This window comes from Chthonobacter rhizosphaerae, assembly GCF_013839525.1.
Lineage (GTDB): Bacteria > Pseudomonadota > Alphaproteobacteria > Rhizobiales > Pleomorphomonadaceae > Chthonobacter > Chthonobacter rhizosphaerae.
Genome location: NZ_JACDIS010000016.1, coordinates 36,216 through 58,668, shown reverse-complemented (window position 1 = coordinate 58,668; position 22,453 = coordinate 36,216). Strand labels below are relative to the sequence as shown.

Genomic DNA, 22,453 nt, shown 5'->3' with positions numbered 1-22,453 from the left:
GCGGCGGTCAACCTGTCCGAAGCAGCGACTGTGCACCCGCCGCCCGGTCGGATAAGGTCCGCCCCGGTGGAAGGCGGCGAAAGCCGGCCGCCATCGTGGGAGATTGATCCATGGCATTCGCGGTTTATGTGTTCGACGCCTATGGAACCGTGTTCGACGTGCATGCTGCCGTCCGCCGCCACGCGGCCGCCCTCGGGCCGGACGCCCAGCGCCTGTCGGACCTCTGGCGACAGAAGCAGCTCGAGTACTCCTGGGTGCGCACCCTGGCCGGCACCTACAAGAGCTTCTGGCACCTGACCGAGGACGCGCTCGACACCGCCTTCGCCGCCTACCCGTCCGCCGACCGGAGCCTGCGCGACACGCTGCTCGACGCCTACCGGACGCTCGACTGCTACCCGGAGGTGCCGCACGTCCTGAAGGACCTGAAGGCCGACGGCGCGCGCCTCGCGATCCTCTCCAACGGCTCGCCCCGCATGCTGGACCAGGCCGTCCGGGCCGCCGGCCTGGAGTCGGTGATCGACGACGTGCTCTCGGTCGACGAGATCCGCATCTACAAGCCCGACCCGCGCGTCTACGAGATCGCCACCACCCGCTACCGGGTGTTCCCGAACGCGATCTCCTTCCAGTCGTCCAACCGCTGGGATGTGGCGGGCGCGTCCCGGTTCGGCTTCCGCACCGTCTGGATCAACCGCGCCGGCGCCGTGGACGAGTACCCCGACATGGCCCCCGCCGCCGTCCTGAAGGACCTGAAGGGCCTGACGTCGCTGTCCTGACGTCAGGCTGCCCTCAGTGCGGATTGCAGCCCACCACGTGGGGGTGGTGCCGCGCCGGGCGCGCGGCGGCGTCTCAATAGGCCACTGTGGCGATGTCGGTCCGGGAGAAGTCCGCGCCCTTGAAGAGCAGCGGCAGTCCGCGCTGGCGGGCGAGCGCATAGGCGAAGCAGTCGCCGAAGTTGAGCCCCGCCGGATGCCGCCCCTTGCCATAGGCCTCGAAAGCCGCCCAGGCGAGCCGCACCTGATCGGCGTCGACGGGAACGATGGTGACGCCGAAGAGGTCCAGCCAGTCCTCGTAGACGGTACGCGGAAGGACCGGCTCCCGACGGGCGCACACGATCCCGAGTTCGACCGCCGAACCGGCCGACATCAGCGGACGGTCGGTCCTGGCCATCGCCGCGACGAGACGCTCCGCCTCCGGTTCCCGCGTCAGGATGGCGAGCACCGCTGACGTGTCGAGGATCATCGCGGACGACCGTCCTCGTCGTACATCTCCGCATCGATTTCCGCCATGGTCGTGCCGCCAGGCGTCAGCCCCTTGTCCGCCCAGAACTGGCGGACGGCCGCGAGCAGTTTTTCCTGGCGCGCGGCCACGGCGTCGTGATCCGCAGCACGGACGGCGTCGAGATCCTTCTCCAGGGCATCGACTACCGCCCTGGTCATGCTCACGCCGCGCCGTTCGGCCAGTTCCCGGGCCAACTCATGGGCGCGTGGGTCCTTGATATTCAGCACGGTAGAAGTTTCCATATGCTTCTACCAATCTAGGGCGAGGGGCGGGCGAGCACAAGGCCCGCCCGCAACCGCGCCTCACTCCGCCGCCGCGCGCCCCTCGTAACCGAGCTGCGCGCTCAGCTTCGCCAGCAGCTTCTCGGCCGCCTCCGCGATCACCGTGCCCGGCGGGAAGATGGCCGCCGCGCCCGCCTCCTCGAGGGCCGGGTAGTCCTGCGGCGGGATCACGCCGCCAACGACGATCATGATGTCCGGCCGGCCCTGCTCGGTCAGCGCCTGCTTCAGCGCCGGCACCAGGGTCAGGTGTCCGGCGGCCAGCGAGGACACGCCCACCACGTGCACGTCGTTCTCCACCGCCTGGCGCGCCGCCTCGTCGGGCGTCGCGAACAGCGGTCCGATGTCCACGTCGAAGCCGAGGTCCGCGAAGGCCGAGGCGATCACCTTCTGGCCGCGGTCGTGCCCGTCCTGGCCCATCTTGGCGACAAGGATGCGCGGCCTGCGGCCGTCGTTCTCCTCGAACGCCGTCACGGCGTCCTGCACGCGCTTCATCACGTCGGTCATGCGCGCCGCCTCCCGCTTGTAGACGCCGGAGATCGCCCGGATCTCCGCCTTGTGCCGCCCCCACACCGTTTCCAGGGCGAGGCTGATCTCGCCCACCGTCGCCTTGGCGCGTCCCGCCTCGATGGCGAGGGCCAGCAGGTTGCCGGTGCCCTCCCCCGCCGCCCGGGTCAGGGCGGCGAGCGCGGCCTCCACCGCCTTCGGGTCGCGCTCGGCGCGCAGCCGCTCCAGCTTGGCGATCTGGGCGGTCCGCACGGCGGAGTTGTCCACCTTCAGGAGGTGGATGTCGTCCTCGCCGCCCGGCCGGTATTTGTTGACGCCGATCACCGGCTGGGCGCCGCTGTCGATACGCGCCTGGGTCTTGGCGGCCGCTTCCTCGATGCGGAGCTTCGGGATGCCCGCCTCGATAGCCTTCGCCATGCCGCCCAGATCCTCCACCTCCTTGATGTGGGCGAGCGCCCGGTTGGCGAGGTCGTAGGTCAGCTTCTCCACGTAGTAGCTGCCGCCCCAGGGATCGATCATCTTGGTGTTGCCGGTCTCCTCGGCCAGCACGATCTGGGTGTTTCGGGCGATGCGGGCGGAGAAGTCGGTCGGCAGCGCCAGGGCTTCGTCAAGGCCGTTGGTGTGCAGCGACTGTGTGTGCCCCTGGGTCGCCGCCATGGCTTCGACGCAGGTGCGCACCACGTTGTTGTAGACGTCCTGCGCCGTCAGCGACCAGCCGGACGTCTGCGAATGGGTGCGCAGGCTGAGCGCGCGGTCGTCCTTGGGGTCGAACTCGCGCTTCACCAGGATGGACCAGAGCAGGCGGGCCGCCCGCATCTTGGCCACCTCCATGAAGAAGTTCATGCCGATGGCCCAGAAGAACGACAGCCGCGGCGCGAACTTGTCCACCTTCAGCCCGGCGGCGAGCCCCGCGCGGATGTACTCGATGCCGTCCGCCAGCGTATAGGCGAGTTCCAGGTCCGCCGTCGCGCCGGCCTCCTGCATGTGGTAGCCGGAGATGGAGATCGAGTTGAACTTCGGCATGTGCTGGCTGGTGTAGCCGAAGATGTCCGAGATGATCCGCATGGAGGGCACGGGCGGATAGATGTAGGTGTTCCGGACCATGAACTCCTTCAGGATGTCGTTCTGAATGGTCCCGGACAGCTTCTCCGGCCCGACGCCCTGCTCCTCCGCCGCCACCACGAACAGCGCCAGGATCGGCAGGACCGCCCCGTTCATGGTCATGGACACGGACATCTGGTCGAGCGGGATGCGGTCGAACAGGATGCGCATATCGTAGATGGAGTCGATGGCGACGCCCGCCATGCCGACGTCGCCGGCGACGCGCGGATGATCGCTGTCGTAGCCCCGATGGGTGGCGAGGTCGAAGGCGACCGAGAGGCCCTTCTGGCCCTGCTCCAGGTTGCGCCGGTAGAAGGCGTTCGAGTCCTCCGCCGTGGAGAAGCCCGCGTACTGGCGGATCGTCCAGGGCTGCTGCACGTACATGGTCGGATAGGGCCCGCGCACGAACGGCGGCAGGCCCGGGAAGGTGTGCGGGTGCCTGAGGCCTTCCACGTCGGCGGCCGTGTAGATCGGCTTCACGTCGATCTCCTCCGGCGTGGTCCACACGTCGGTGGCGTCCGGACGGGCGGCCGGCTGGACAAGGCGGTAGGGGATGTCGGCGAAGGACGGCTTCTTCATCATCGGTCTATCCCCCATGATCACGCGATGGCCGCCGTCAGGCGGTGGTTGAGGTCCGTCAGCAGGGCGAGCACGTCGAGCCCTTCATGGACGAAGCGGTCGACTCCGGCGGCCCTCAAGGCCTCCTCGCCGTCCTTCGGCTTGCCCGCCAGGAAGACGATCTCGGCCCCGGCCGCCTTCAGCGCCGCGGCGGTGTCGGCCGCCAGTGTCGCATAGGTCCTGTCGTCGGAGCAGAGGCAGGCGATCCGCGCCCCGGAGGCCTTGAAGGCGGCGGCGGCGGCTTCGGCGCTCGTGTGCCCCTCCCGGGTCTCCGCCTCGATGCCGCCGGCCTCGAACAGGTTCTTCGCCCAGGTGGAGCGCACCGTGAACGACGCCACCGTGCCGAGGTTGGCGAGGAAGATCGCCGGCCGACGCCCCGTCGCCGCCAGCATGGCGTCGGAGCGGTCGCGGAGCGCCTCCCAGGGCTCCGCCGGCCGGGTGGCCTTGGCGAGCGGCGGGAACGGCGGCGGCGCCGCCGGCGGCAGCGGAGCCGCCACCGTGGGCATCAGTTCGTTGAGAAGCGGATAGGTGCTGACGCCGGTGATCGGCTCCCGGCGTCGGGCGACCGCGACCTTTCGGGTCTCGGCCTTCTCGGCGATGCGGCCGAGGATGGCGCCGGAGCGGATGCTCTCCGCGAGGCCGCCCTCCCGCTCGATCCGCCGGACCTCGTCCCAGGCCCGTTCGGCCAGTTCGTCGGTCAGCGCCTCGATGCCGCCGGCCCCGGCCGCTGGGTCGCCCACCCGGTGGATGTTCGACTCGTCCATCAGCACCGTCTGGACGTTGCGCGACAGGCGGCGCGCCGCCTCGTCCGGCAGGCCGAGAAGATCCGTGTGCGGCGTCGTCGTGATGGCGTCGGCTCCGCCCACCGCAGCCGCGAAGGTCGCGATGGTGGAGCGGATGATGTTCACCCAGGGATCGCGCTTGGCCGTCATGCGCCAGGCGGTCTCCACGTGCACGAAGGCGGGCGTCTGCGGCAGGCCCATGCTGTCCAGCACCAATGCCCAAAGCCGCCGGAAGGCCCGCAGTTTCGCGATTGTGAGGAACTGATTCTGGTCGGCGACCAGACGAAACTCGATTCGATTCGCCAAACTCACGAAATTTTTACTGGCTGGTGCATACCGTGACAATGTTTCAAAATGCAATATCCCGGTTGCGACCGCTATGGCTATTTGCTGCAGTTCCGACGCACCGACCGCATGCCATTCCTGACCACGTGCGGAGAGCGCACTCCCGCCCTGCGCGCACTCTGCATGAAGTGCTAATATGTCATTTATTGCATTGTCTTCAACATTTTGGTTTCGCAAACCTGCATATCCGGCGACTGCATTCGCGTAGGGATCCAAGCCGACGTGGAGAGTTTTCAATTTCTTTGGCGCGTCGTGCGATGCTACAACCTGAAGAAGTTGTTCCAAGATGGGAAGATGAGCATCCCGGACCGTCAAATGGACCGAGATCATGTCGAGGTAGACACCTTCCAGAACTCGCATTAATTTCCAATCGTCCGCCCTTAATGGGGTGGAGACCGGAACCGGGTTCAGAACGAGGTCGACGCCATCGGCGCCCGACACCAGTTCGTCCAGAAGAACGGCGTTCGTTTCGGCGGCGTCGCCCAGACGGACGCGCTGGATGATGGACCAGGGAACACCGGCACCTCTTGCGGTCTGCGGATCTCGATCTGCCCGGGGGGCGGCGAGAGGTGGAATGGCGATACCGTCGACTGTGACGGCCTGGAGACGCTCCAACGACAGAGCCCCGAGGGCTTTGGCGACCGCGTCCTCCCAGGCCCCGCGAGAAACGGGGGAAATGTCGTCGAAGTGACGGAGATCGATGTCCATGGATGTCACAGTCCTGGGCTCGGTTTCGGAAGAGATGCGTAGGACGGTATGCCGGCCTTATGAGACGTCGCCGAATTTGGCACAACTAGCCATAAGGCGGTGACACTCGAGGGTCACGGAGTAATTTGTCGCGCTTGGGCAGACCGTTGGCCGCATCTCTTACTAACGTTGAACTATCGTCGGGTAGGCGATCACCATGGATGAAACGTACAAGACTTCATCTCTGGGCGTTCGAGCGGCAATGCTCTACCCGTCGTCACAGACGTCAACTCGAGATCGGGTATAAAAAGCATGAATACACCTGACGAGATCCTTGCTGATGCAGTCGGCCTCCGGACCTGCTCCAGCGCCAACAGGATCTTCGACATCATCGAGCGGCGGCTTGTCAGCCACGGGGCCAGCCACATCCTGGTGACGGGTCTGCCCATGCCTGGCCGGCCGGTCGAGCCGCTGATCCTCCACATGAAGTGGCCCGATGTCCGGAGCGAGCGTGGCCAGCTGATCACCATCTCCAAGGGCGATCCGATCCTGGAGCGGTGCCGCGTGTCCCACCGTCCCTTCCTGGTCGACGGCGTGAGCATCTCCGGCCATTCCGATCTGGTCGGCGCGGCGGGCCCGGAGGCGGCCGCGCGAATTGTCGCTGTTCCCGTCAAGTCGATCCAGCCCTACCAGGCGGCCGTGATCGGCCTCGGCACGGCCCTGTCGCTGACCGAACTCGATCTGGTGGCCTTCGATTTCCTGTGCAATCAGGCTTTCCGCCGCCTGCGCGCGCTCGGCTTCCTGATCGACAGCCGCCCGGGTGACCTGTCCACCCGCGAGCGCAAGGTCCTGGAACTGACCGCCACCGGCAAGACCGCCCAGGAGATCGCCGAACTCCTCAACATCTCGCAGCGCACGGTGCACGCGCACCTGCAGAACGCGGGCGAGAAGCTGGATGCGTCGAACAAGACGCAGACCGTGGTCGAAGCCCTGCGCTACGGCCAGATCACGCTGGAGGACTGAGCCGGTCGACGGCTCGAGGCCAAGCCGGACAGCGTCCGGCCATGGAGCCGCGCCACCGGGGGGAGGCGCGGCTTCCGTAAGGGCTGACACGGGATCGCGGGTCGGGCCGCTATCGCGTCGAACGGACGGCCCCGGAGCCGATCGGGCGGGCCGGTCCTGCCCCTCGGTTCAGACGAACTGAGACAGCCCCGGAATGGAGTCGACGATCTCGTTGACCGTCTCCGGCCCCACCTTCTCCCGCGCGTGATCCACGAAGCTGCGCGTCACGCCCTGGATCTGCCCCATGTCCAGGCCGGCGTTCGACAGGGCGCTGAAGGCCGCCATGGCGCCGCCGCCGCCGAACAGGCCGCCGATGGCGCCCATCATGCCGCCGCCCGTCTGCTCGCCGCCCAGATAGTCCGCCACGCCGAGTTCGGCCGCCATCTCCTGCACCCGGCCGCTCGGTCCCTCGGCGTTCAGGAAATTGAGGATGATGCGGACGGCCGTCTCGGCGAGGTCCGGCGAGATGCCCACGTCCGAGCTGATCCGGCTGATGAGGTCGTTCATCGTCTCTCCCTGGCCGCCGGCGGGGGCGGCCGATGCTGGGCGCGTCGCGCCTCGGTTGCTCGTTCGGCCGGGACTGTCGCACCGCGGTCGGGACCCATCAAGATCGTGCCGCAACGGCAATCCGGCTTTTTTCCTGCTCGGCCGCGCCGCCTCGCGATCGCGCGGTCGGATCGTCCGCTCCGGCGACGTTGAGGCGCACATCCAGGATCTGTTAACAATAAATGCGAACGTGGCGAGGAGTCGACGATGCTTGAGGACGGGAAGGTCTTTGTCGGAGCAAGCTCCAAGCCGGAATATCTCACCCTGAAGCTCGCCAACCGGCACGGCATCGTCACGGGCGCCACCGGCACCGGCAAGACGGTGACCCTGCAGGTGCTGGCCCAGGGCTTGTCGGACGCCGGCGTGCCGGTCTTCTGCGCGGACGTGAAGGGCGACCTGTCGGGCCTCGCCGCCGTCGGCGAGGAGAAGGACTTCCTCGTGCAGCGCGCGCAGGACATCGGCTTCCTCGACCACTATCAGCTCGCCCCCGCGCCGGTGATCTTCTGGGACCTGTTCGGCCAGAAGGGCCACCCGATCCGCGCCACCGTGTCGGAGATGGGGCCGCTCCTCCTCGCTCGCCTCCTGCAGCTCAACGACACCCAGGAGGGCGTTCTCAACATCGCCTTCAAGATCGCCGACGACGAGGGACTGCTGCTCCTTGATCTCAAGGACTTGCGGTCGATGCTCGCCTACTTGCACGACAACACGGACGCCGTGTCGGCCCGCTACGGCAACGTCGCCAAGGCGACGATCGGGGCGATCCAGCGCCAGCTTCTGGTGCTGGAAACCCAGGGCGGCGACCATTTCTTCGGCGAGCCCGCCCTCGACATCGCCGACTTGATGCGCCTCACCGGCGACGGCCGCGGGGCCGTCAACGTGCTGGCGGCCGACACGCTGATGCAGACGCCGCGGCTCTACGCCACCTTCCTGCTCTGGCTGCTGTCGGAGCTCTTCGAGGAACTGCCCGAGGTGGGCGACCTCGACAAGCCCAAGCTCGTCTTCTTCTTCGACGAGGCGCACCTCCTGTTCGATGAGGCGCCAAAGGCCTTGCTGGAGAAGGTGGAACAGGTGGTGAAGCTGATCCGCTCCAAGGGCGTCGGCATCTATTTCGTCACCCAGAACCCGCTCGACGTGCCGGAAAGCGTGCTCGCCCAGCTCGGCAACCGCGTCCAGCACGCCCTGCGCGCCTACACTCCGCGCGAGCAGAAGGCGGTGCGGGTGGCGGCCGAGACCTTCCGGCCCAACCCGGCCTTCGACACGTTCGACGTCATCACCCAGCTCGCCGTCGGCGAGGCCCTCGTGTCCATGCTGGAGGGCAAGGGCGTGCCGTCCATGGTGGAGCGGACGCTGATCCGCCCGCCCTCCTCCCGCCTCGGCCCGCTGACCGACGAGGAGCGCGCCCAGATCACCGCCGCGAGCCCCCTCGCGGGCGCCTACGACGAGGTCCTCGACCGGGACTCCGCGTTCGAGATCCTCAAGGCCCGCGCCGAGGGCAAGCGCCTGGAGACGGTGACCGCCCGGCCCGCCGGCGGCCTCCGCAAGACCTCCACGGGCTTCCAGATCCCGGACTTCGGCTGGGGCCCGTCCTCCCGCCAACCCGCGCCGGAGCCGGCGGACGTCGAGGCGCCGTCCCGTCCGCCCCGCCTCGACGAATACGAATCGCCCGCCGAGCGCAAGCGGCGGGAGCGCGAGGAGACGCGGGCGGAACGGTCCTCCTCCGGCGGCCGCCAGACCGTGGTCGAGGCGGCCGTGAAGTCGGTGGTCCGCTCGGTCAGCACCCAGGTCGGGAACCAGCTCGGCAAGGCGATCCTGCGCGGCGTTCTCGGCGGCATCCTGAAAGGCTGAGCGGAACCGTCGCGGACGAGCCGCGCCCACCGCTCCCGGGCCTTGCAAAGCCGACCGGCGGCGTTAGACCTGGATCAGTCGCGGCGCGGGGCCGAAGCCGGCGTCGCCCCCAGTTTCAAGGAGCCGACATGGCGCTGACCCCGGTGCTTTCGCGTATCGACACCTCGTTCGACGACAGCCTCAAGCGGCTGTTCGACTTCATCCGCATCCCGTCGATCTCCACGGACCCGGCCCACGCCGCCGACTGCGCCCGCGGCGCCGAGTGGCTCGCCGGCGAACTCTCCGCCCTCGGCTTCGACGCGTCCGTGCGCCCGACCGCCGGCCACCCGATGGTCGTCGCCCACTGGACGAAGGCCGGGCCGGACAAGCCGCACGTGCTCTTCTACGCCCACTACGACGTCCAGCCGGTGGACCCGCTCCATCTCTGGGAGACGCCGCCGTTCGAGCCGCGCCTCGCCGAGGGGCCGGACGGCTCGCGGCGGATCGTCGGGCGCGGCGCCGCCGACGACAAGGGCCAGCTCCTGACCTTCGTGGAGGCGGCGCGCGCCCTGATCGCCGAGACCGGCGGCCTGCCGATCAACGTCACCATCCTCAGCGAAGGCGAGGAGGAGAGCGGCTCGCCGTCCCTCTTGCCGTTCCTGGAGGCGAACCGGGCGGAGCTCTCCCACGACGTGGCGCTCGTCTGCGACACCAACATGTGGGACCGTCAAACGCCCGCCATCACCACCATGCTGCGCGGGCTCGTCGGCGAGGAGGTGACCATCCACGCCGCCGACCAGGACCTCCACTCCGGCATGTTCGGCGGCCCGGCGCTCAACCCCATCCATGTGCTCGCGCGCATCCTGGCCGGCCTCCACGACGACGCCGGCCGCGTCACGCTGCCGGGCTTCTACGACGGCGTGCCGGAGATCCCGGACGACATCCGCCGCAACTGGGACGGCCTCGGCTTCGACGGCGACGCCTTCCTGGCCTCCGTCGGGCTCACGGCCCCCGCCGGCGAGGCGGGCCGGACCGTGCTGGAGAAGATCTGGGCCAGGCCGACCGCCGAGGTGAACGGCATCTCGGGCGGCTACGCCGGCGACGGCTTCAAGACCGTCCTGCCCGCCAAGGCCTCCGCCAAGGTCTCCTTCCGCCTCGTCGGCGACCAGGACCCGGTGGCGATCCGCGCCGCCTTCCGGGCCTACGTGACCGAGCGGCTGCCCGCGGGCGCCCGGGTGGAGTTCCACCCGCACGGCGGCAGCCCGGCGATCCGGCTCTCGTTCGACAATCCGGCCCTTGCGAAGGGCGCGGCCGCGCTCCAGGCGGAATGGGGCAAGCCGACGGCCATCATCGGCGGCGGCGGCTCCATCCCGGTGGTCGGCCTCTTCAAGTCGCTCCTCGGCATGGACAGCCTGATGGTGGGCTTCGGCCTTTCCGACGACCGGATCCACTCCCCGAACGAGAAGTACGACGTGACCAGCTACCACAAGGGCATCCGGTCCTGGGCGCGGATCATCGACGCGCTCGCCGGCTGACCGGATGGCATCACCCGCGCCCGGCTCCGTGCCGGGCCGCATGTCGCGTTTGCTCCCTCCCTCCAGCGTGGTAACCGTCTCGCCATGGGTTCTCGCCGCATCCCCAGCATCGTCGTTCTCGCATTCGCCCTTTCGGCCGCAGGCTGTTCCGCCGGGCTCGACATGGCCGTGGACGAGGGCGCGACCGGGACGGTGGACCTCCTCGCCCTCTCGGCCGAGGGCATCCGCGGCCTGCCGGCGGGAACCGGCTATTCGGAAGCCGCGGTGGAGGCGGCCCTTCCCGGGTTCGACGCGACGCCGGTCACCATGGCGACGGAGACGGACACCCTCGCCGCCCTCGCGCTCTTCCATGACGGTCTGCAGGTCGCCCAGGTGCTGCCGGGCGAGGGCGGCCGCATCGGCGCGGTGCACGGCGTCTCCGCGCGCCTTCGCGGCCCCGGCGGCGAGCATATCGGCATGACGCTCGCCGAGGCCCGTGTCGGCTCCGGCTCGTGCCGGATCGGCACGGGCAACTGGGTCGGCATGCCGATCTGTCCGTCCCGCGCGGCCCCGAACGTTTCCCTCGTCTTCTCCACCTCCGGCCTTGCCGCCACGGAGGCGGAGGCCCTGGCCACCGCCACGCTCCAGCGCATGATCTGGACCCCTCCCCCGGAAGGATCGTCATGAACGCCGCCACGCCCGCCGCAATCGACGTGGACACGCTGGTTGCCGGAGTGCTGGCCGGCGAGCGCGCCGTGCTCGCCCGCGCGATCACGCTGGTGGAGAGCCGGAAGCCGGCCCACCAGCCGGCGGCCCGCGCGCTCCTGCAGGCGCTCCTGCCGCACACCGGCAAGGCCTTCCGGGTCGGCATCACGGGCGTGCCGGGCGTCGGCAAGTCCACCACCATCGACCAGCTGGGCACCAACCTGACCGCCGCCGGCCACAAGGTGGCCGTGCTCGCGGTGGACCCGTCGTCCACCCGCACGGGCGGTTCCATTCTCGGCGACAAGACGCGCATGGCGCGCCTCGCGGTGGACCGGAACGCCTACGTGCGCCCCTCCCCGTCCGCCGGCACCCTCGGCGGCGTCGCCGCGAAGACGCGCGAGACCATGCTTCTCTGCGAGGCCGCCGGCTTCGACGTGATCCTCGTCGAGACCGTGGGCGTCGGCCAGTCGGAGACCGCCGTCGCCGACATGGTGGACGTCTTCCTCGTCCTCATGCTGCCCGGCGCCGGCGACGAGCTGCAGGGCATCAAGAAGGGCATCATCGAACTCGCCGACCTGATCGCCGTCAACAAGGCCGAGGGCGACGCCGCCATCCGCGCGCGGGCCGCCGCCACCGAGTACCGGGCCGCCCTCCACATCCTGGCCCCTGCGTCTCCCGACTGGACCCCGCCGGTCCTCACCATCTCGGGCCTCGCCAACGAGGGCCTCGACAAGCTCTGGGGCGAGGTGGAGCGGCATCGCGCCGTGACGGAGGCGTCGGGCGCCTTCCAGGCCAAGCGTCGCCAGCAGCAGGTCCACTGGATGCGCCAGATGATCAACGACCGCTTCCACGAGCGCCTGACCCGCGACCCCGAGATCCGCCGCGCCATCGACGAGCGCGAGGCGCGCGTGGGCGACGGCACCCTGTCCGCCAGCGTCGCCGCGGCCGAGGTGGCGGAGATGCTGGGGCTGTGAGGATGCCGGAGCGGGCGATCGGCTGAGCAATGACCGCGACCCCCATCCTTCCCCTCAGGGGAAGGTGGACGGCGAAGCCGGCCGGAAGGGGTCGTCTTTCTTCCTGATCGTCGAACCTGATTTCAAGGCCGTTCAGCTCGACAGCCGAACAGCCGAGAACGCCGGGCTTCTTCGGGACGGAGAGGCTTACCCGTGCCTCCGATCCGGGAATTCAGGGGCGGCGGTCGCCTGACCGCCGCCCCGGGTGCGTTTCTCAGCTGAAGCGGTTGATCAGCGCTTCCAGGTATTCCTGCTTCCCGCTCTTCGGCTGCGGATTTACGCCGTTCGTCTCCACGTAGGCGGCCATGTCCTCCAGGGTCTTCTCGCCCTTGAGGATCGACTGCCCCAGGTCGCCCTGCCAGCCGGCGTAGCGGTCGGCGACGAACCGGTCGAGGGTGCCGTCCTCGATGATGGCGGCGGCGTTGAGGAGAGCCTTGGCGGCGGCGTCCATGGACGACGCGTGGGCGATGATCAGGTCTTCCGGATCCAGCGACTGGCGACGGACCTTGGAGTCGAAGTTGAGGCCGCCCGTGGTGAAGCCGCCGGCGCGGATGATCTCCAGCATGGCGCGGGTCAGCTCCGGCACGCTCATGGCGAACTGGTCCGTGTCCCAGCCGACCAGCTCGTCGCCGCGGTTGAGGTCCACCGAGCCGAAGATGCCGAGGGCGGCTGCCATCGCCAGTTCGTGCTCGAACGAGTGACCGGCCAGGATGGCGTGGTTCTGCTCCACGTTGACCTTGACCTCCTTCTCCAGCCCGTAGGCCTTCAGGAAGCCGTACACGGTCTGGACGTCGAAGTCGTACTGGTGCTTCGTCGGCTCGCGCGGCTTCGGCTCGATCAGGATGGCGCCGTCGAAGCCGATCTTGTGCTTGTAGTCCACCACCATGGAAAGGAAGCGGCCCGCCTGGTCCATCTCGCTCTTCAGGTTGGTGTTGAGCAGCGTCTCGTAGCCCTCGCGGCCGCCCCAGAGCACGTAGTTCTCGCCGCCGAGCTCGCGGGTCACGTCCATGGCGTTCTTCACCTGGGCGGCGGAGTAGGCGAACACCTCCGGATCCGGGTTGGTGGCCGCGCCGGCCATGAAGCGCCGGTTGGAGAAGAGGTTGGCGGTACCCCAGAGAAGCTTGATGCCGGTCTCCTCCTGCTTCCTGGCGAAGATCTCGGCGATCTCGCGCACGTTCCGGTTCGACTCGGCGAGGGTCGAGCCTTCCGGCGCGATGTCGCGGTCGTGGAAGGAGTAGAACGGCACGTCCAGGATCGTGAAGAGATCGAAGGCCACGTCGGCCTTCTGGCGGGCGAGCGCCATCACGTCGCTGCCGTGCATCCAGGGACGCTCGAAGGTCTCGCCGCCGAACGGATCACCGCCCGGCCAGGTGAACGAGTGCCAGTAGCAGATCGCGAAGCGCAGATGCTGCTCCATCGTCTTGCCGAGCACGACCTTGTTCTTGTCGTACCAGCGGTAGGCGAGCGGGTTCTTGGACTCCGGCCCCTCGTAGGCGAGCGGCGTCGGGTTGGAGAAGAAGGGGGCGTTCATGCGTGAGGCTCCTGTGAAGGCCTGTGACGGTCAGACGACCTGGCGGATGGCGGGGAAGAGGCGGCGGTAGCGGTCGTAGGCCTCCTCGTAGGGCCCGACGAGCGCCGGGTCCGGATCGATGGTGCGCGCGACCGGCGGCGGCGTGAGCGTCTCCAGCGGGTCGTCGCCGGTGGCGGCGATGCGGCCGAGACGCGCGGCCCCGAAGGCGCCGCCGGCGTCCGCTTCCTTCGTCACGTCGAGCGGCCTGTTCAGCACGGACGCCAGGATGGCGAGCCAGGCCTCCGACCGGGAACCGCCGCCGACCGCGAAGGCGCGGTCGATCTCGGTGCCGGCGTCGGAGAGGACGCGCAGACAGTCGCGGAACGCGAAGGCGACGCCTTCCAGCACCGCCTGGGTGAGCGTGGCGCGGGTCGTCTCATGGCCGAGGCCGATGAAGGCGCCCCGGGCGCCGGCGTCGTTGTGCGGTGTGCGCTCGCCGGAAAGGTAGGGCAGGAAGAGCACCGGCGACGGGGCCGTCGGCTTCGGGTCGAGCGGCGAGGTCAGGGTCGGCGCCGGCGCTTCCAGGATGTGCGACAGCCACTCCAGGCTGGCGGTGGCCGAAAGGATCACGCCCATCTGGTGCCAGGTGTCCGGAACCGCATGGCAGAAGGCGTGCACCGCGCCCTCGGTGTTCGGCAGGAAGGAGGCGTTGGAGACGAACAGCACGCCGGAGGTGCCGAGCGACGCGAAGGCCGCGCCGGGCTTCACCGCCCCCATGCCGACGGCGCTCGCGGCGTTGTCGCCGCCTCCGCCCGCCACCACCGGCGGCGTAGTCATGCCCCAGCGGGCCGCAAGCGCGGGCAGCAGCGTGCCGGAGGCCGCCGTGCCCTCCACTAGGCGTGGCATCTGCGAGCGGGAGAGCCCGGTGGCGGCCAGCAGCGTGTCAGACCAGTCGCGCCCGGCGACGTCGAGCCACAGGGTGCCGGCGGCGTCCGACATGTCGGAGACGTAGTCGCCGACGAGCTTCAGCCGCACATAGTCCTTGGGCAGCAGCACCTTGGCGACGCGCTTGAACACGTCCGGCTCGTGCCGCGACACCCAGAGCAGCTTCGGCGCGGTGAAGCCCGGCATGGCGATGTTGCCGGCGATCGCGCGGGAGTTCGGGGCGACGCGCTCCAGGAGCGCGCATTCGGTGGCCGACCGGCCGTCGTTCCACAGGATGGCCGGGCGCAGCGGCTTGTCGGCCTCGTCGAGGAGGGTGGCGCCATGCATCTGGCCGGAGAGGCCGATGCCCTTCACGTCCGAAAGTTCGGTCGCGTTGGACCGCTTCAGGGCGTCCATGGCCTTGAAGGTGGCGGTGACCCAGGTGTCCGGATCCTGCTCCGACCAGCCCGGGTTCGGGCGGGACACCTCGAGCGCCACCGACTGGCTGGCGATCACCCGCTCGGCCTCGTCGATGAGGACGACCTTGACCGACGACGTTCCCACGTCGACGCCTATGTAGTGGGCCATGCCGCTTCCTCCCTGATGTGATTTCTCATTGGCCGATTGAATTACGGCAGATTGTCTCGCAGGTAAACCTCAATCCGGATCCGCTCCTGGTCGTCCAGCACGGGGAAGCCGTTGATCAACGCCTGAAGCACGCGCGCGGCCGACCGGGCCTCGTGCCGCGGGTCCTGGCCGATCACCGCGTCGATGGTGCCGCGCAGGAGCGCGGAGCGGCTTTCCTGGGTGAGTTCGTGGGCGACGAACACCACCTCCCGGGCCCGGCCTGCCGCTTCCAGGGCGCGAATGACGCCGCCGGTGCCGGCGCCGACGTTGTAGAGGCCGGCGAGGTCCGGATGATCGTGCAGGAGATCGCGGACGAGATGGGCCACCCGCTCCGGATCGTCACGCCCTTCCCGGACCGCGATGACCTCGACGTCGGGGAAGTCCTGGGCGATCACCTGCTCGAACCCGAAGCAGCGTTCCGCATGGTCCCGGAGCGCGAACGACCCGGTGATGAAGGCCACCTTGCCGCGCCGGTTCGGCAGGAAACGGGCGGTCAGCGACCCGGCCGTCCGCCCGGCGGCCGTGTTGTCGATACCCACGTAACGGTCCCGGAGCGAGCCCGGCACGTCGGACACCAGCGTCACCACGCGCACGCCCGCGCGCGTCAACGCGTTGATGGCCTCCTTCACGGCGGGATGGTCGAGCGCCACGACGGCGATTCCGTCGTAGCCGTCGCCGCCGGCCCGCTCCAGGGCGGCGGCGAGCACAGGACCGTCGAACACGTCGACGGTGCGGACGTCGAACGTGCTGCCGGCGAACGGCAGCCATTCGCGCAGTTGGCCGACGCCGTCGGTGAGGCTGGTGAAGAACGGGTTTCCGCCAAGCGGCAGCAGGAAGAGAGTGCGGCTCGGCGCGGGCTGGACGCGCGAGGCGAGGCTCGACGGCGCATAGCCGAGCTGGCGGATCGCCGCCTCAACCCGGGCCACCGTGTCGCCGCGCACCCCCTCGCGGCGGTTCAGGACGCGGTCCACGGTGGCGATGCTCACGCCCGCCGCATCGGCCACGTCCTTCAGCGTCACCTTCATGGCCGGGCCTCCTCTGCTCTGATTTGATCAGTAGCGCGAGGGGATCCCATCGTCAATCCGACCGCCCCTCATCGGGGGCGGTCCGCGTGGGTCCAACCTGTCACATTCAACCGGCCGAATTAAACTTAGGGCTATCGCGTCGGGCCGGCGAGGGCCTTCAGGTCCACGCTCTCGTCGGCGGCGAGCTCGGGCGGCAGGGGCGTTCCGGCGGCGAGCAGGCGGCGTCCGATCATGTGATCGGCGGGGCGGTCGACGCTGTCGATGGCGACGAGCCGGTCGCCAGCGTAGTGGAAGACGGAGAAGCGGCCCTCCTGCGGATTGCCGCGCACCACCGTCCGGTCCGCGCCGTGGGAGAGGCCGACCATCTGCAGCTTGGTCGGCCCCTGGTCGGACCAGAACCACGGCACCGAGCGGTAGGGGTCCGGCTTGTGAAGAAGCGCCAGGGCGGCGTGGCGCGACTGGTCGGTGGCGTTCTGCACCGATTCCACGCGGAGCCGCCGCCCGGCCTGCCAGTGGTCGAACACCACGCCGTCGCCGCTCGCCACGATGGTGTGGTCGGACGTGACCGCGTGGTCGTCGACGAGCAGGCCGCCGTCCACCGCAAGGCCGGCCGCCTCGGCGATCTCCACGTTCGGGATCACGCCGATGCCGACGAGGACGAGGTCCGCCGGGATGGCCGACCCCTCCCCCGATCCGCGCACGGCCATAACCCGGCCGCGCTCGCCCTCGAACGACACGAGCGAGGTGTTCAGCCGCACGTCGATGCCGGCGGCGCGGTGGCGGGCGAGCATGATGGTGGATACCTCCGGCGCGACAGCCCGGCCCATGAGCCGCGGCGCCGCCTCCAGCACGGTCACGGCCTTGCCGAGGAGCGCGGCGGTCGCGGCCACCTCCAGGCCGATGAAGCCGCCGCCGACCACCACCACATCCTTCGCGGCGACCAGGGCCTCGCGCAGGATCCGGGCATCGGCGGTCGACCGGAGATAGAGGATGCCGTCGAGGTCGGCGCCGGGCACGGCCGGCTTGCGGACGCGGGCGCCGAGGGCGAGCGCCAGCCCCTCGTAGGGCACGGTCCGGCCATCGGAGAGGTGGATGGTGCGCGCCTGCCGGTCGATCGCGGTGGCGGTGACGGCGAGGTCCACGTCCACCCGGTTGGCGGCGTACCAGGCCTCCGGCTTGATCGGCAGGATTTCGGCGGACGTGTCCTTCAGGAAGGCCTTGGAGAGCGGCGGCCGCTGGTAGGGGATTTCCGCTTCCGCCGACACCAGTCGGATCGGTCCTTCGTAGCCCTCGCTGCGCAAGGACGCGACCAGGGCCGCGCCGGCGTGCCCACCACCCACAACCACGATCCCACCGACCATGCCGCTCTCCTGCGCAGACCTGCTTCAGAGTGCGTTTTTTCCAGAGCGTGACGACATCCTGCGATTTTTCGTCCGTCGCGCGGAAAAATGCACCGCTTCACCTTGTTGGACCGCATCCAGGCTGACACTAATCGGCCGATCGCGTCGCCGCCCGCACTGCGAAGTCTCGGTCCCGGATAGACCAGATTGCGCGGACAAAGACGACGGGAAAAGTGGGAGACACGACAGGTGCAGGATTTCGGTGCCGCCTTCGGGCTCGCGGCCTCTCTGCTTTTCAATGGCGATCCGGTGCTGATGGAGATCATCGGCCGGTCGCTCGCGGTCAGCCTCGGCGCCGTGGCCTGCGCCTGCCTCATCGGCCTGCCGCTCGGCGCGCTGGTGGGCTTTTCGCGGTTTCCGGGGCGGCGGGCGGTGATCGTCGCGCTCAATTCCCTGATGGGGCTGCCGCCGGTGGTGATCGGCCTCCTCGTCTACATGCTCCTGTCCCGCGCCGGGCCGCTCGGCTTTCTTGGCCTCCTCTACACGCCGACGGCCATGGTGATCGCCCAGGCGGTGCTGGTGACGCCGCTCGTCGCGGCGCTGGCCCGCCAGACGGTGGAGTCCCTCGCGCGCGACTATGACGAGACGTTCCGGTCGCTGGTGGTGCCCTGGCGGACGCGGCTCGCCACCCTCCTCTGGGACGGGCGTTCGGCCCTCGTCACCGTCGGCCTCGCCGGGTTCGGGCGGGCCATCGCCGAGGTCGGCGCGGTGATCGTGGTCGGCGGCAACATCGACCACGTGACCCGGGTGATGACGACGGCCATCGCGCTGGAAACCTCCAAGGGCGACCTCGCCCTCGCGCTGGCGCTCGGTTTCGTGCTGATGCTGGTGGCGCTCGGCGTCAACGGCGCGGTCATGGCCCTGAGGCTCCGGGCCGAGGAGGCCGGCCATGGCTGACGGCTGCCCGCCCAACCTCCAGGTCACGGGCCGCGCGTCGCCCTTGCTGCCGCTCGTGGTGCGGGAACTGGCGCTCCGCCGCGGCGATCAGCCGGTCCTGGCGTCCGTCACCTTCACCCTGCAGGGGGGCGGCGTCACCGTGCTGCTGGGGCCGAACGGCGCCGGCAAGAGCGTGCTCCTCAAGGCGCTCGACGGGCTGATCCTACCGGACGCCGGCACGGTGACCTGGGCCGGCCGGGCGCCGGACGACGTGGTGCGGCGGCGGATCGGCTTCGTGTTCCAGGATCCGGTGCTGCTCCGCCGGTCGGTCCTCGCCAATCTCACCTACGTGTCGGACCTCCGCCGCCTGCCCCGGAGCGCGGCCGAGACCGCACTGGCGGGCGTCGGCCTCACGGCCCTCGCGCACCGGCCCGCCCGGGTGCTTTCGGGCGGCGAACGCCAGCGGCTGGCGCTGGCGCGGGCGCTGGTGGACCGGCCGGACGTGCTGCTCCTCGACGAGCCGACCGCGAGCCTCGACCCGGCGTCGGTCGGCGCCATCGAGGCGGTGATCCGCCGGGAGGCTGCCTCCGGGACGGCGGTGGTCCTCGTCACTCACGACGTGGCGCAGGCCCGGCGGCTGGCCGACCGGGTGGTGTTCCTTCACGCCGGCCGCGTGACCGAGGAGACGCCGGCCGAGCGCTTCTTCGCCGGCCCCGCCAGCGAGGCCGCCAGGGCCTATCTGGCCGGACGGCTGCTTATCTGAGCTTTTTCTCGACCTTTATTGAGGAGACCGCCCGTGATTACTCGCCGCCATCTGTTCGGCCTGACGGCCGCCGCCCTCCTGTCCGCCATGGGGGCGGGCGCCGGCATCGCGGAGGAAAAGTCGATCCTGGTGCAGTCCACCACCTCGACGGCCAATTCCGGGCTGTTCGACCATCTGTTGCCGAAGTTCACCGAGAAGACCGGCATCCGGGTGGACGTGGTCGCCGTCGGCACCGGGCAGGCGATCAAGAACGCCCAGAACGGCGACGGCGACGTGCTGCTCGTCCATGCCAAGGCGGACGAGGAGGCGTTCGTGGCGGCAGGCTACGGCGTGAAGCGCTTCGACGTGATGTACAACGACTTCGTCATCGTCGGGCCGAAGGCCGATCCGGCCAAGGTGGCCGGCGGCAACGACGCCGCCGGAGCGTTGAAGGCGATCGCCGAGGCGGGGGCGCCGTTCGCCTCGCGCGGGGACGACAGCGGCACCCACAAGGCGGAGTTGAAGCTCTGGAAGGCGGCGGGCGTGGACGTGAAGGCCGCGTCCGGCACCTGGTATCGGGAGACCGGCTCCGGCATGGGGCAGACCCTGAACGTGGCGACCGGCATGGACGCCTACGCGCTGACCGACCGGGCGACCTGGGCTTCGTTCAAGAACAGAGGCGATCTCGCGATCCTGGTGGAAGGTGACGCGTCGCTCTTCAACCAGTATGGCGTGATCCTGGTGAACCCGGAGAAGATTCCGACGGTGAAGGCGGATCTCGGCCAAGTCTTCGTGGACTGGTTGATCTCCAAGGAAGGCCAGGCGGCCATCGCCGGGTTCAGAATCGACGGCGAGCAGCTCTTCTACCCGAACGCCGCGCCGTCCGGCACCTGACCGGGCGGAGCCGCGCGACGGCATTGATCGAGCGGGCCTTTGGGGCTAGCAAGGGCGACCGAGGCGGCGGGTCCTTCCGCCGCACCCGACCCTCTCTCATGGGCCCGATCCGATGCTTCTGAGCTGTGGCGACGCGCTGATCGACTTCGTTCCGGTGAAGGCCCAGGACGGGCGGGACGCCTATGTGCCGGTGGTGGGCGGCTCCTGCCTGAACATCGCCGTCGCGATGGCCCGGCTCGGCGTGCCGGCCGGCCTTGTGGGCGGCCTGTCCAAGGACATGTTCGGCCAGATGATCGCCGACCACGCGACCGCCTCCAAGGTGGATTTGCGCTATGTGGACCGGTCGGATACGGAGGCGACCCTGGCTTTCGTGCGGTTCGTGGACGGGGAACCGCACTACGCCTTCTACGACGAGACCACGGCCGCCCGGCTGTGGACCTACAAGGCCGGGTCGATTCCGTTCGCGGCGGTGGACGCCATCCATGTGGGGTCGACCACGCTGATCAACGATCCGGTGTCGACCTCCACGCTCGAAATGGCCAAGGCCGCCAGAGACTTGACCACCGTTTCCTTCGACCCGAACTGCCGGCCGTCGCTCGTCCGGGACAAGGCGGACTATGGCCGGCGGATGGAGGCGTTCGCCGCCAACGCGGACATCGTCCGCATGTCGGACGTGGACTTCGACTACTTGTACGGCGGCAGCGATTACGCTCCGAAGGCCGAGGCTCTTCTTTCGGGCGGCGCGACGCTGGTGATCGTGACGCGCGGCGGCAAGGGCGTGATCGCCTGGCACAAGACGGCCGGATGCGTGGAGGTGCCCGCCCCCAAGGTGGACGTGGTGGACACCATCGGCGCGGGCGACACCTTCCAGGGCACCACGCTGGTGGCCCTGAAGGAGGCCCAGTTGATCGAGCGCGAGGCGCTGGAAGGCGCGACGGCGGCGGACATCGCGAACGCGCTCGGGTTCGGCGTAAAGTGCGCCGCGATCACCTGCTCGCGCGCGGGCGCCAACCCGCCGTGGCGGCGCGAGCTGGATGCCGCCTAATCCGGAATGCCTTTGCGACGCCGCGGCTTACGCCAGGCGCGCGAGGTGGTTGTCGAACGCTACCGGCTCGGCGGCGACGGGCTTCAAGGCGAGGCCGTCGGCCGTTTCCAGCCGGGCCACCCGACCCGTGCCGGCCGTGACGACGAGGCCGGACGCCCGGGCCGCCGGGGCGAGACCGCAGCCGTCGCGAAAGGCGGCGTCTCCCAGATAGCGCCCGGACGCGGCGTCGAGCGCGAACACGAGATTGCCGCGCGGGGCCGAGAAGGCGACGGCGTCGCCGTCGGCGGACGCCGCGACCGAGCCGATATAGTTGCGGGTTCGCGGCCGGATCTCGGGTGGCAGCGAGAAGAGGTCCACGCCGGCGCCGGGGGTGAGCCGGCCGACCAGCGGCGGGTGCTCGGCCGGATCGCCCTCGTACTGGCCGCCGAACCAGACCGCGCCCCGGCGATCGACGGCGAGATGGCGGATCGAGAGCCGGCTCAAGGACTTGTCGAGGACCTGCGAGGCCAGGAGGCGGTGGCTTGACGCATCCATCAGGGTCAGCGACGGGGCCATGTCGGCGGCGTTGAGGTCGACGCGGCCGAAATCCGGATGGGTGTCGAGGCCGCCGTTGGCGATGGCGAGCGTGCGGCCGTCCGGCAGCCAGACCAGTTCGTGCGGGCCGACCCCGCCGGTCGGCACCTCCCCGAGACGGCGGAAATCCGCCTCGGCGGCATAGATGCCGACAACGCCGCGACCCGCCTCGAAGTCGTTCTCCGTGGCGTAGAGAAGAGATCCGTCGGCGGAAAAGACTCCGTGGCCGTAGAAGTGGCGGCCAGGAGCGCTGGAAAGGATCTTCGGCTCGCTCTCGCCAGCAAGATCGAAGACGACGGCAAATGTTCCGGGCCGACGGGCGAAGGCGATGCAGCGGCGGCGGACGGGATCGAAGGCGATGTCGTGGCCCCGGTCCGGGAGCGGGTGAAGGCGGCGGATCGTGCCGGCGTCGTCCAGGATGGCGACCGCATAGGCGCCGTCCGGCTGCTTGACGCAGGCGGCGAACAGAGGTTCGGCGGAGGGCTCGGCAGCATAGATCGCGCGTGGGCCGAGCAACGGCAAGGTGACGGCGCCGGCGATCATGTTGAGGATGGCGCGGCGGGACGGTTCGGCCATG

20 protein-coding genes are annotated in these 22,453 nt (G+C 69.5%); 10 read left to right on the top strand and 10 right to left on the bottom strand.

The genetic code is table 11. The features are described 5' to 3' along the window. Positions 1-110 precede the first annotated feature (110 nt). The gene (locus HND91_RS20435; RefSeq protein WP_181708458.1) at positions 111-773 is read left to right on the top strand and encodes a haloacid dehalogenase type II; all 663 of its coding nucleotides are present in this window, start codon (positions 111-113) and stop codon (positions 771-773) included. Between the two features lie 73 nt (positions 774-846). Here HND91_RS20435 and HND91_RS20430 read toward each other — a convergent pair whose 3' ends face one another. From HND91_RS20430 to HND91_RS20415, 4 genes are all read right to left on the bottom strand, one after another. Further along, positions 847-1,239, bottom strand: a complete 393-nt coding sequence (locus HND91_RS20430) for a type II toxin-antitoxin system VapC family toxin (RefSeq protein WP_181708457.1) — start codon at positions 1,237-1,239, stop codon at positions 847-849. After that, the gene (locus HND91_RS20425) at positions 1,236-1,505 is read right to left on the bottom strand and encodes a type II toxin-antitoxin system VapB family antitoxin (RefSeq protein ID WP_181708456.1); all 270 of its coding nucleotides are present in this window, start codon (positions 1,503-1,505) and stop codon (positions 1,236-1,238) included. The genes HND91_RS20430 and HND91_RS20425 overlap by 4 nt, the downstream gene beginning before the upstream one ends. A gap of 75 nt (positions 1,506-1,580) precedes the next feature. Continuing rightward, on the bottom strand, positions 1,581-3,746 hold the full coding sequence (gene scpA, locus HND91_RS20420; RefSeq protein ID WP_181708455.1) for a methylmalonyl-CoA mutase: 2,166 nt from the start codon (positions 3,744-3,746) through the stop codon (positions 1,581-1,583). A 17-nt stretch (positions 3,747-3,763) separates the two neighbouring features. Continuing rightward, positions 3,764-5,617, bottom strand: coding sequence for a methylmalonyl-CoA mutase family protein (locus HND91_RS20415; protein WP_181708454.1), 1,854 nt, complete (start codon positions 5,615-5,617; stop codon positions 3,764-3,766). A 291-nt stretch (positions 5,618-5,908) separates the two neighbouring features. Here HND91_RS20415 and HND91_RS20410 point away from each other — a divergent pair, with 291 nt between their 5' ends. After that, positions 5,909-6,619, top strand: coding sequence for a helix-turn-helix transcriptional regulator (locus HND91_RS20410; protein WP_075218117.1), 711 nt, complete (start codon positions 5,909-5,911; stop codon positions 6,617-6,619). A gap of 168 nt (positions 6,620-6,787) precedes the next feature. Here HND91_RS20410 and HND91_RS20405 read toward each other — a convergent pair whose 3' ends face one another. Further along, entirely contained in the window at positions 6,788-7,165 is a 378-nt protein-coding gene (locus HND91_RS20405) for a DUF2267 domain-containing protein (RefSeq protein ID WP_181708453.1), read from the bottom strand. A gap of 246 nt (positions 7,166-7,411) precedes the next feature. Between HND91_RS20405 and HND91_RS20400 the strand changes: the two genes are divergently transcribed. From HND91_RS20400 to meaB, 4 genes are all read left to right on the top strand, one after another. Further along, positions 7,412-9,049 carry a helicase HerA-like domain-containing protein gene (locus HND91_RS20400; RefSeq protein WP_181708452.1) on the top strand — a complete coding sequence of 546 codons (1,638 nt, stop codon included), beginning with the start codon at positions 7,412-7,414 and terminating at the stop codon, positions 9,047-9,049. Between the two features lie 128 nt (positions 9,050-9,177). Then, entirely contained in the window at positions 9,178-10,563 is a 1,386-nt protein-coding gene (locus tag HND91_RS20395; RefSeq protein WP_181708451.1) for a dipeptidase, read from the top strand. A gap of 84 nt (positions 10,564-10,647) precedes the next feature. Then, positions 10,648-11,229, top strand: coding sequence for a DUF1131 domain-containing protein (locus HND91_RS20390; RefSeq protein WP_181708450.1), 582 nt, complete (start codon positions 10,648-10,650; stop codon positions 11,227-11,229). Further along, a complete protein-coding gene (gene meaB, locus HND91_RS20385) occupies positions 11,226-12,221 on the top strand; it encodes a methylmalonyl Co-A mutase-associated GTPase MeaB (protein WP_181708449.1) in 996 nt (331 codons plus the stop codon). Before HND91_RS20390 ends, meaB begins: the two co-directional genes overlap by 4 nt. A gap of 253 nt (positions 12,222-12,474) precedes the next feature. Here the strand turns inward: meaB and xylA are convergent, their stop codons facing one another. From xylA to HND91_RS20365, 4 genes are all read right to left on the bottom strand, one after another. Then, complete coding sequence (gene xylA / locus HND91_RS20380; RefSeq protein ID WP_181708448.1) at positions 12,475-13,791, bottom strand: xylose isomerase; 1,317 nt, start codon at positions 13,789-13,791, stop codon at positions 12,475-12,477. Between the two features lie 30 nt (positions 13,792-13,821). Further along, a complete protein-coding gene (xylB, locus tag HND91_RS20375) occupies positions 13,822-15,282 on the bottom strand; it encodes a xylulokinase (RefSeq protein WP_181708447.1) in 1,461 nt (486 codons plus the stop codon). Positions 15,283-15,323: 41 nt separating this feature from the next. Beyond that, positions 15,324-16,346: a LacI family DNA-binding transcriptional regulator gene (locus HND91_RS20370; protein WP_181708446.1), complete on the bottom strand. Its 1,023-nt coding sequence runs from the start codon at positions 16,344-16,346 to the stop codon at positions 15,324-15,326. Positions 16,347-16,477: 131 nt separating this feature from the next. Further along, the gene (locus HND91_RS20365) at positions 16,478-17,707 is read right to left on the bottom strand and encodes an NAD(P)/FAD-dependent oxidoreductase (RefSeq protein WP_181708445.1); all 1,230 of its coding nucleotides are present in this window, start codon (positions 17,705-17,707) and stop codon (positions 16,478-16,480) included. Positions 17,708-17,935: 228 nt separating this feature from the next. On the opposite strand from HND91_RS20365, the gene HND91_RS20360 reads away from it, so the two are divergent. The 4 genes from HND91_RS20360 (at position 17,936) to HND91_RS20345 (ending at position 21,303) form a co-directional block, all read left to right on the top strand. After that, positions 17,936-18,643 carry an ABC transporter permease gene (locus HND91_RS20360; RefSeq protein ID WP_181708444.1) on the top strand — a complete coding sequence of 236 codons (708 nt, stop codon included), beginning with the start codon at positions 17,936-17,938 and terminating at the stop codon, positions 18,641-18,643. Continuing rightward, positions 18,636-19,385: a heme ABC exporter ATP-binding protein CcmA gene (ccmA, locus tag HND91_RS20355; protein WP_181708443.1), complete on the top strand. Its 750-nt coding sequence runs from the start codon at positions 18,636-18,638 to the stop codon at positions 19,383-19,385. Before HND91_RS20360 ends, ccmA begins: the two co-directional genes overlap by 8 nt. Before the next feature lie 36 nt (positions 19,386-19,421). Further along, the gene (locus tag HND91_RS20350; RefSeq protein ID WP_425485509.1) at positions 19,422-20,258 is read left to right on the top strand and encodes an ABC transporter substrate-binding protein; all 837 of its coding nucleotides are present in this window, start codon (positions 19,422-19,424) and stop codon (positions 20,256-20,258) included. 112 nt (positions 20,259-20,370) lie between these two features. Next, positions 20,371-21,303 (top strand): carbohydrate kinase family protein, encoded by a 933-nt coding sequence (locus tag HND91_RS20345; protein ID WP_181708442.1) that lies wholly within the window; start codon positions 20,371-20,373, stop codon positions 21,301-21,303. Positions 21,304-21,330: 27 nt separating this feature from the next. Here the strand turns inward: HND91_RS20345 and HND91_RS20340 are convergent, their stop codons facing one another. Beyond that, positions 21,331-22,452: a DUF1513 domain-containing protein gene (locus HND91_RS20340; protein WP_181708441.1), complete on the bottom strand. Its 1,122-nt coding sequence runs from the start codon at positions 22,450-22,452 to the stop codon at positions 21,331-21,333. Between the last annotated feature and the right edge of the window lies 1 nt (position 22,453).

Coding starts and splice junctions, on each gene's coding strand:
- HND91_RS20435 (WP_181708458.1), top strand. CDS start 111: ATGGCATTCGCGGTTTATGTGTTCGACGCCTATGGAACCGTGTTCGAC.
- HND91_RS20415 (WP_181708454.1), bottom strand. CDS start 5,617: ATGGACATCGATCTCCGTCACTTCGACGACATTTCCCCCGTTTCTCGC.
- HND91_RS20395 (WP_181708451.1), top strand. CDS start 9,178: ATGGCGCTGACCCCGGTGCTTTCGCGTATCGACACCTCGTTCGACGAC.
- HND91_RS20365 (WP_181708445.1), bottom strand. CDS start 17,707: ATGGTCGGTGGGATCGTGGTTGTGGGTGGTGGGCACGCCGGCGCGGCC.
- HND91_RS20410 (WP_075218117.1), top strand. CDS start 5,909: ATGAATACACCTGACGAGATCCTTGCTGATGCAGTCGGCCTCCGGACC.
- meaB (WP_181708449.1), top strand. CDS start 11,226: ATGAACGCCGCCACGCCCGCCGCAATCGACGTGGACACGCTGGTTGCC.
- HND91_RS20370 (WP_181708446.1), bottom strand. CDS start 16,346: ATGAAGGTGACGCTGAAGGACGTGGCCGATGCGGCGGGCGTGAGCATC.
- HND91_RS20400 (WP_181708452.1), top strand. CDS start 7,412: ATGCTTGAGGACGGGAAGGTCTTTGTCGGAGCAAGCTCCAAGCCGGAA.
- HND91_RS20430 (WP_181708457.1), bottom strand. CDS start 1,239: ATGATCCTCGACACGTCAGCGGTGCTCGCCATCCTGACGCGGGAACCG.
- HND91_RS20345 (WP_181708442.1), top strand. CDS start 20,371: ATGCTTCTGAGCTGTGGCGACGCGCTGATCGACTTCGTTCCGGTGAAG.
- HND91_RS20390 (WP_181708450.1), top strand. CDS start 10,648: ATGGGTTCTCGCCGCATCCCCAGCATCGTCGTTCTCGCATTCGCCCTT.
- scpA (WP_181708455.1), bottom strand. CDS start 3,746: ATGATGAAGAAGCCGTCCTTCGCCGACATCCCCTACCGCCTTGTCCAG.
- xylA (WP_181708448.1), bottom strand. CDS start 13,791: ATGAACGCCCCCTTCTTCTCCAACCCGACGCCGCTCGCCTACGAGGGG.
- HND91_RS20340 (WP_181708441.1), bottom strand. CDS start 22,452: ATGGCCGAACCGTCCCGCCGCGCCATCCTCAACATGATCGCCGGCGCC.
- xylB (WP_181708447.1), bottom strand. CDS start 15,282: ATGGCCCACTACATAGGCGTCGACGTGGGAACGTCGTCGGTCAAGGTC.
- HND91_RS20405 (WP_181708453.1), bottom strand. CDS start 7,165: ATGAACGACCTCATCAGCCGGATCAGCTCGGACGTGGGCATCTCGCCG.
- ccmA (WP_181708443.1), top strand. CDS start 18,636: ATGGCTGACGGCTGCCCGCCCAACCTCCAGGTCACGGGCCGCGCGTCG.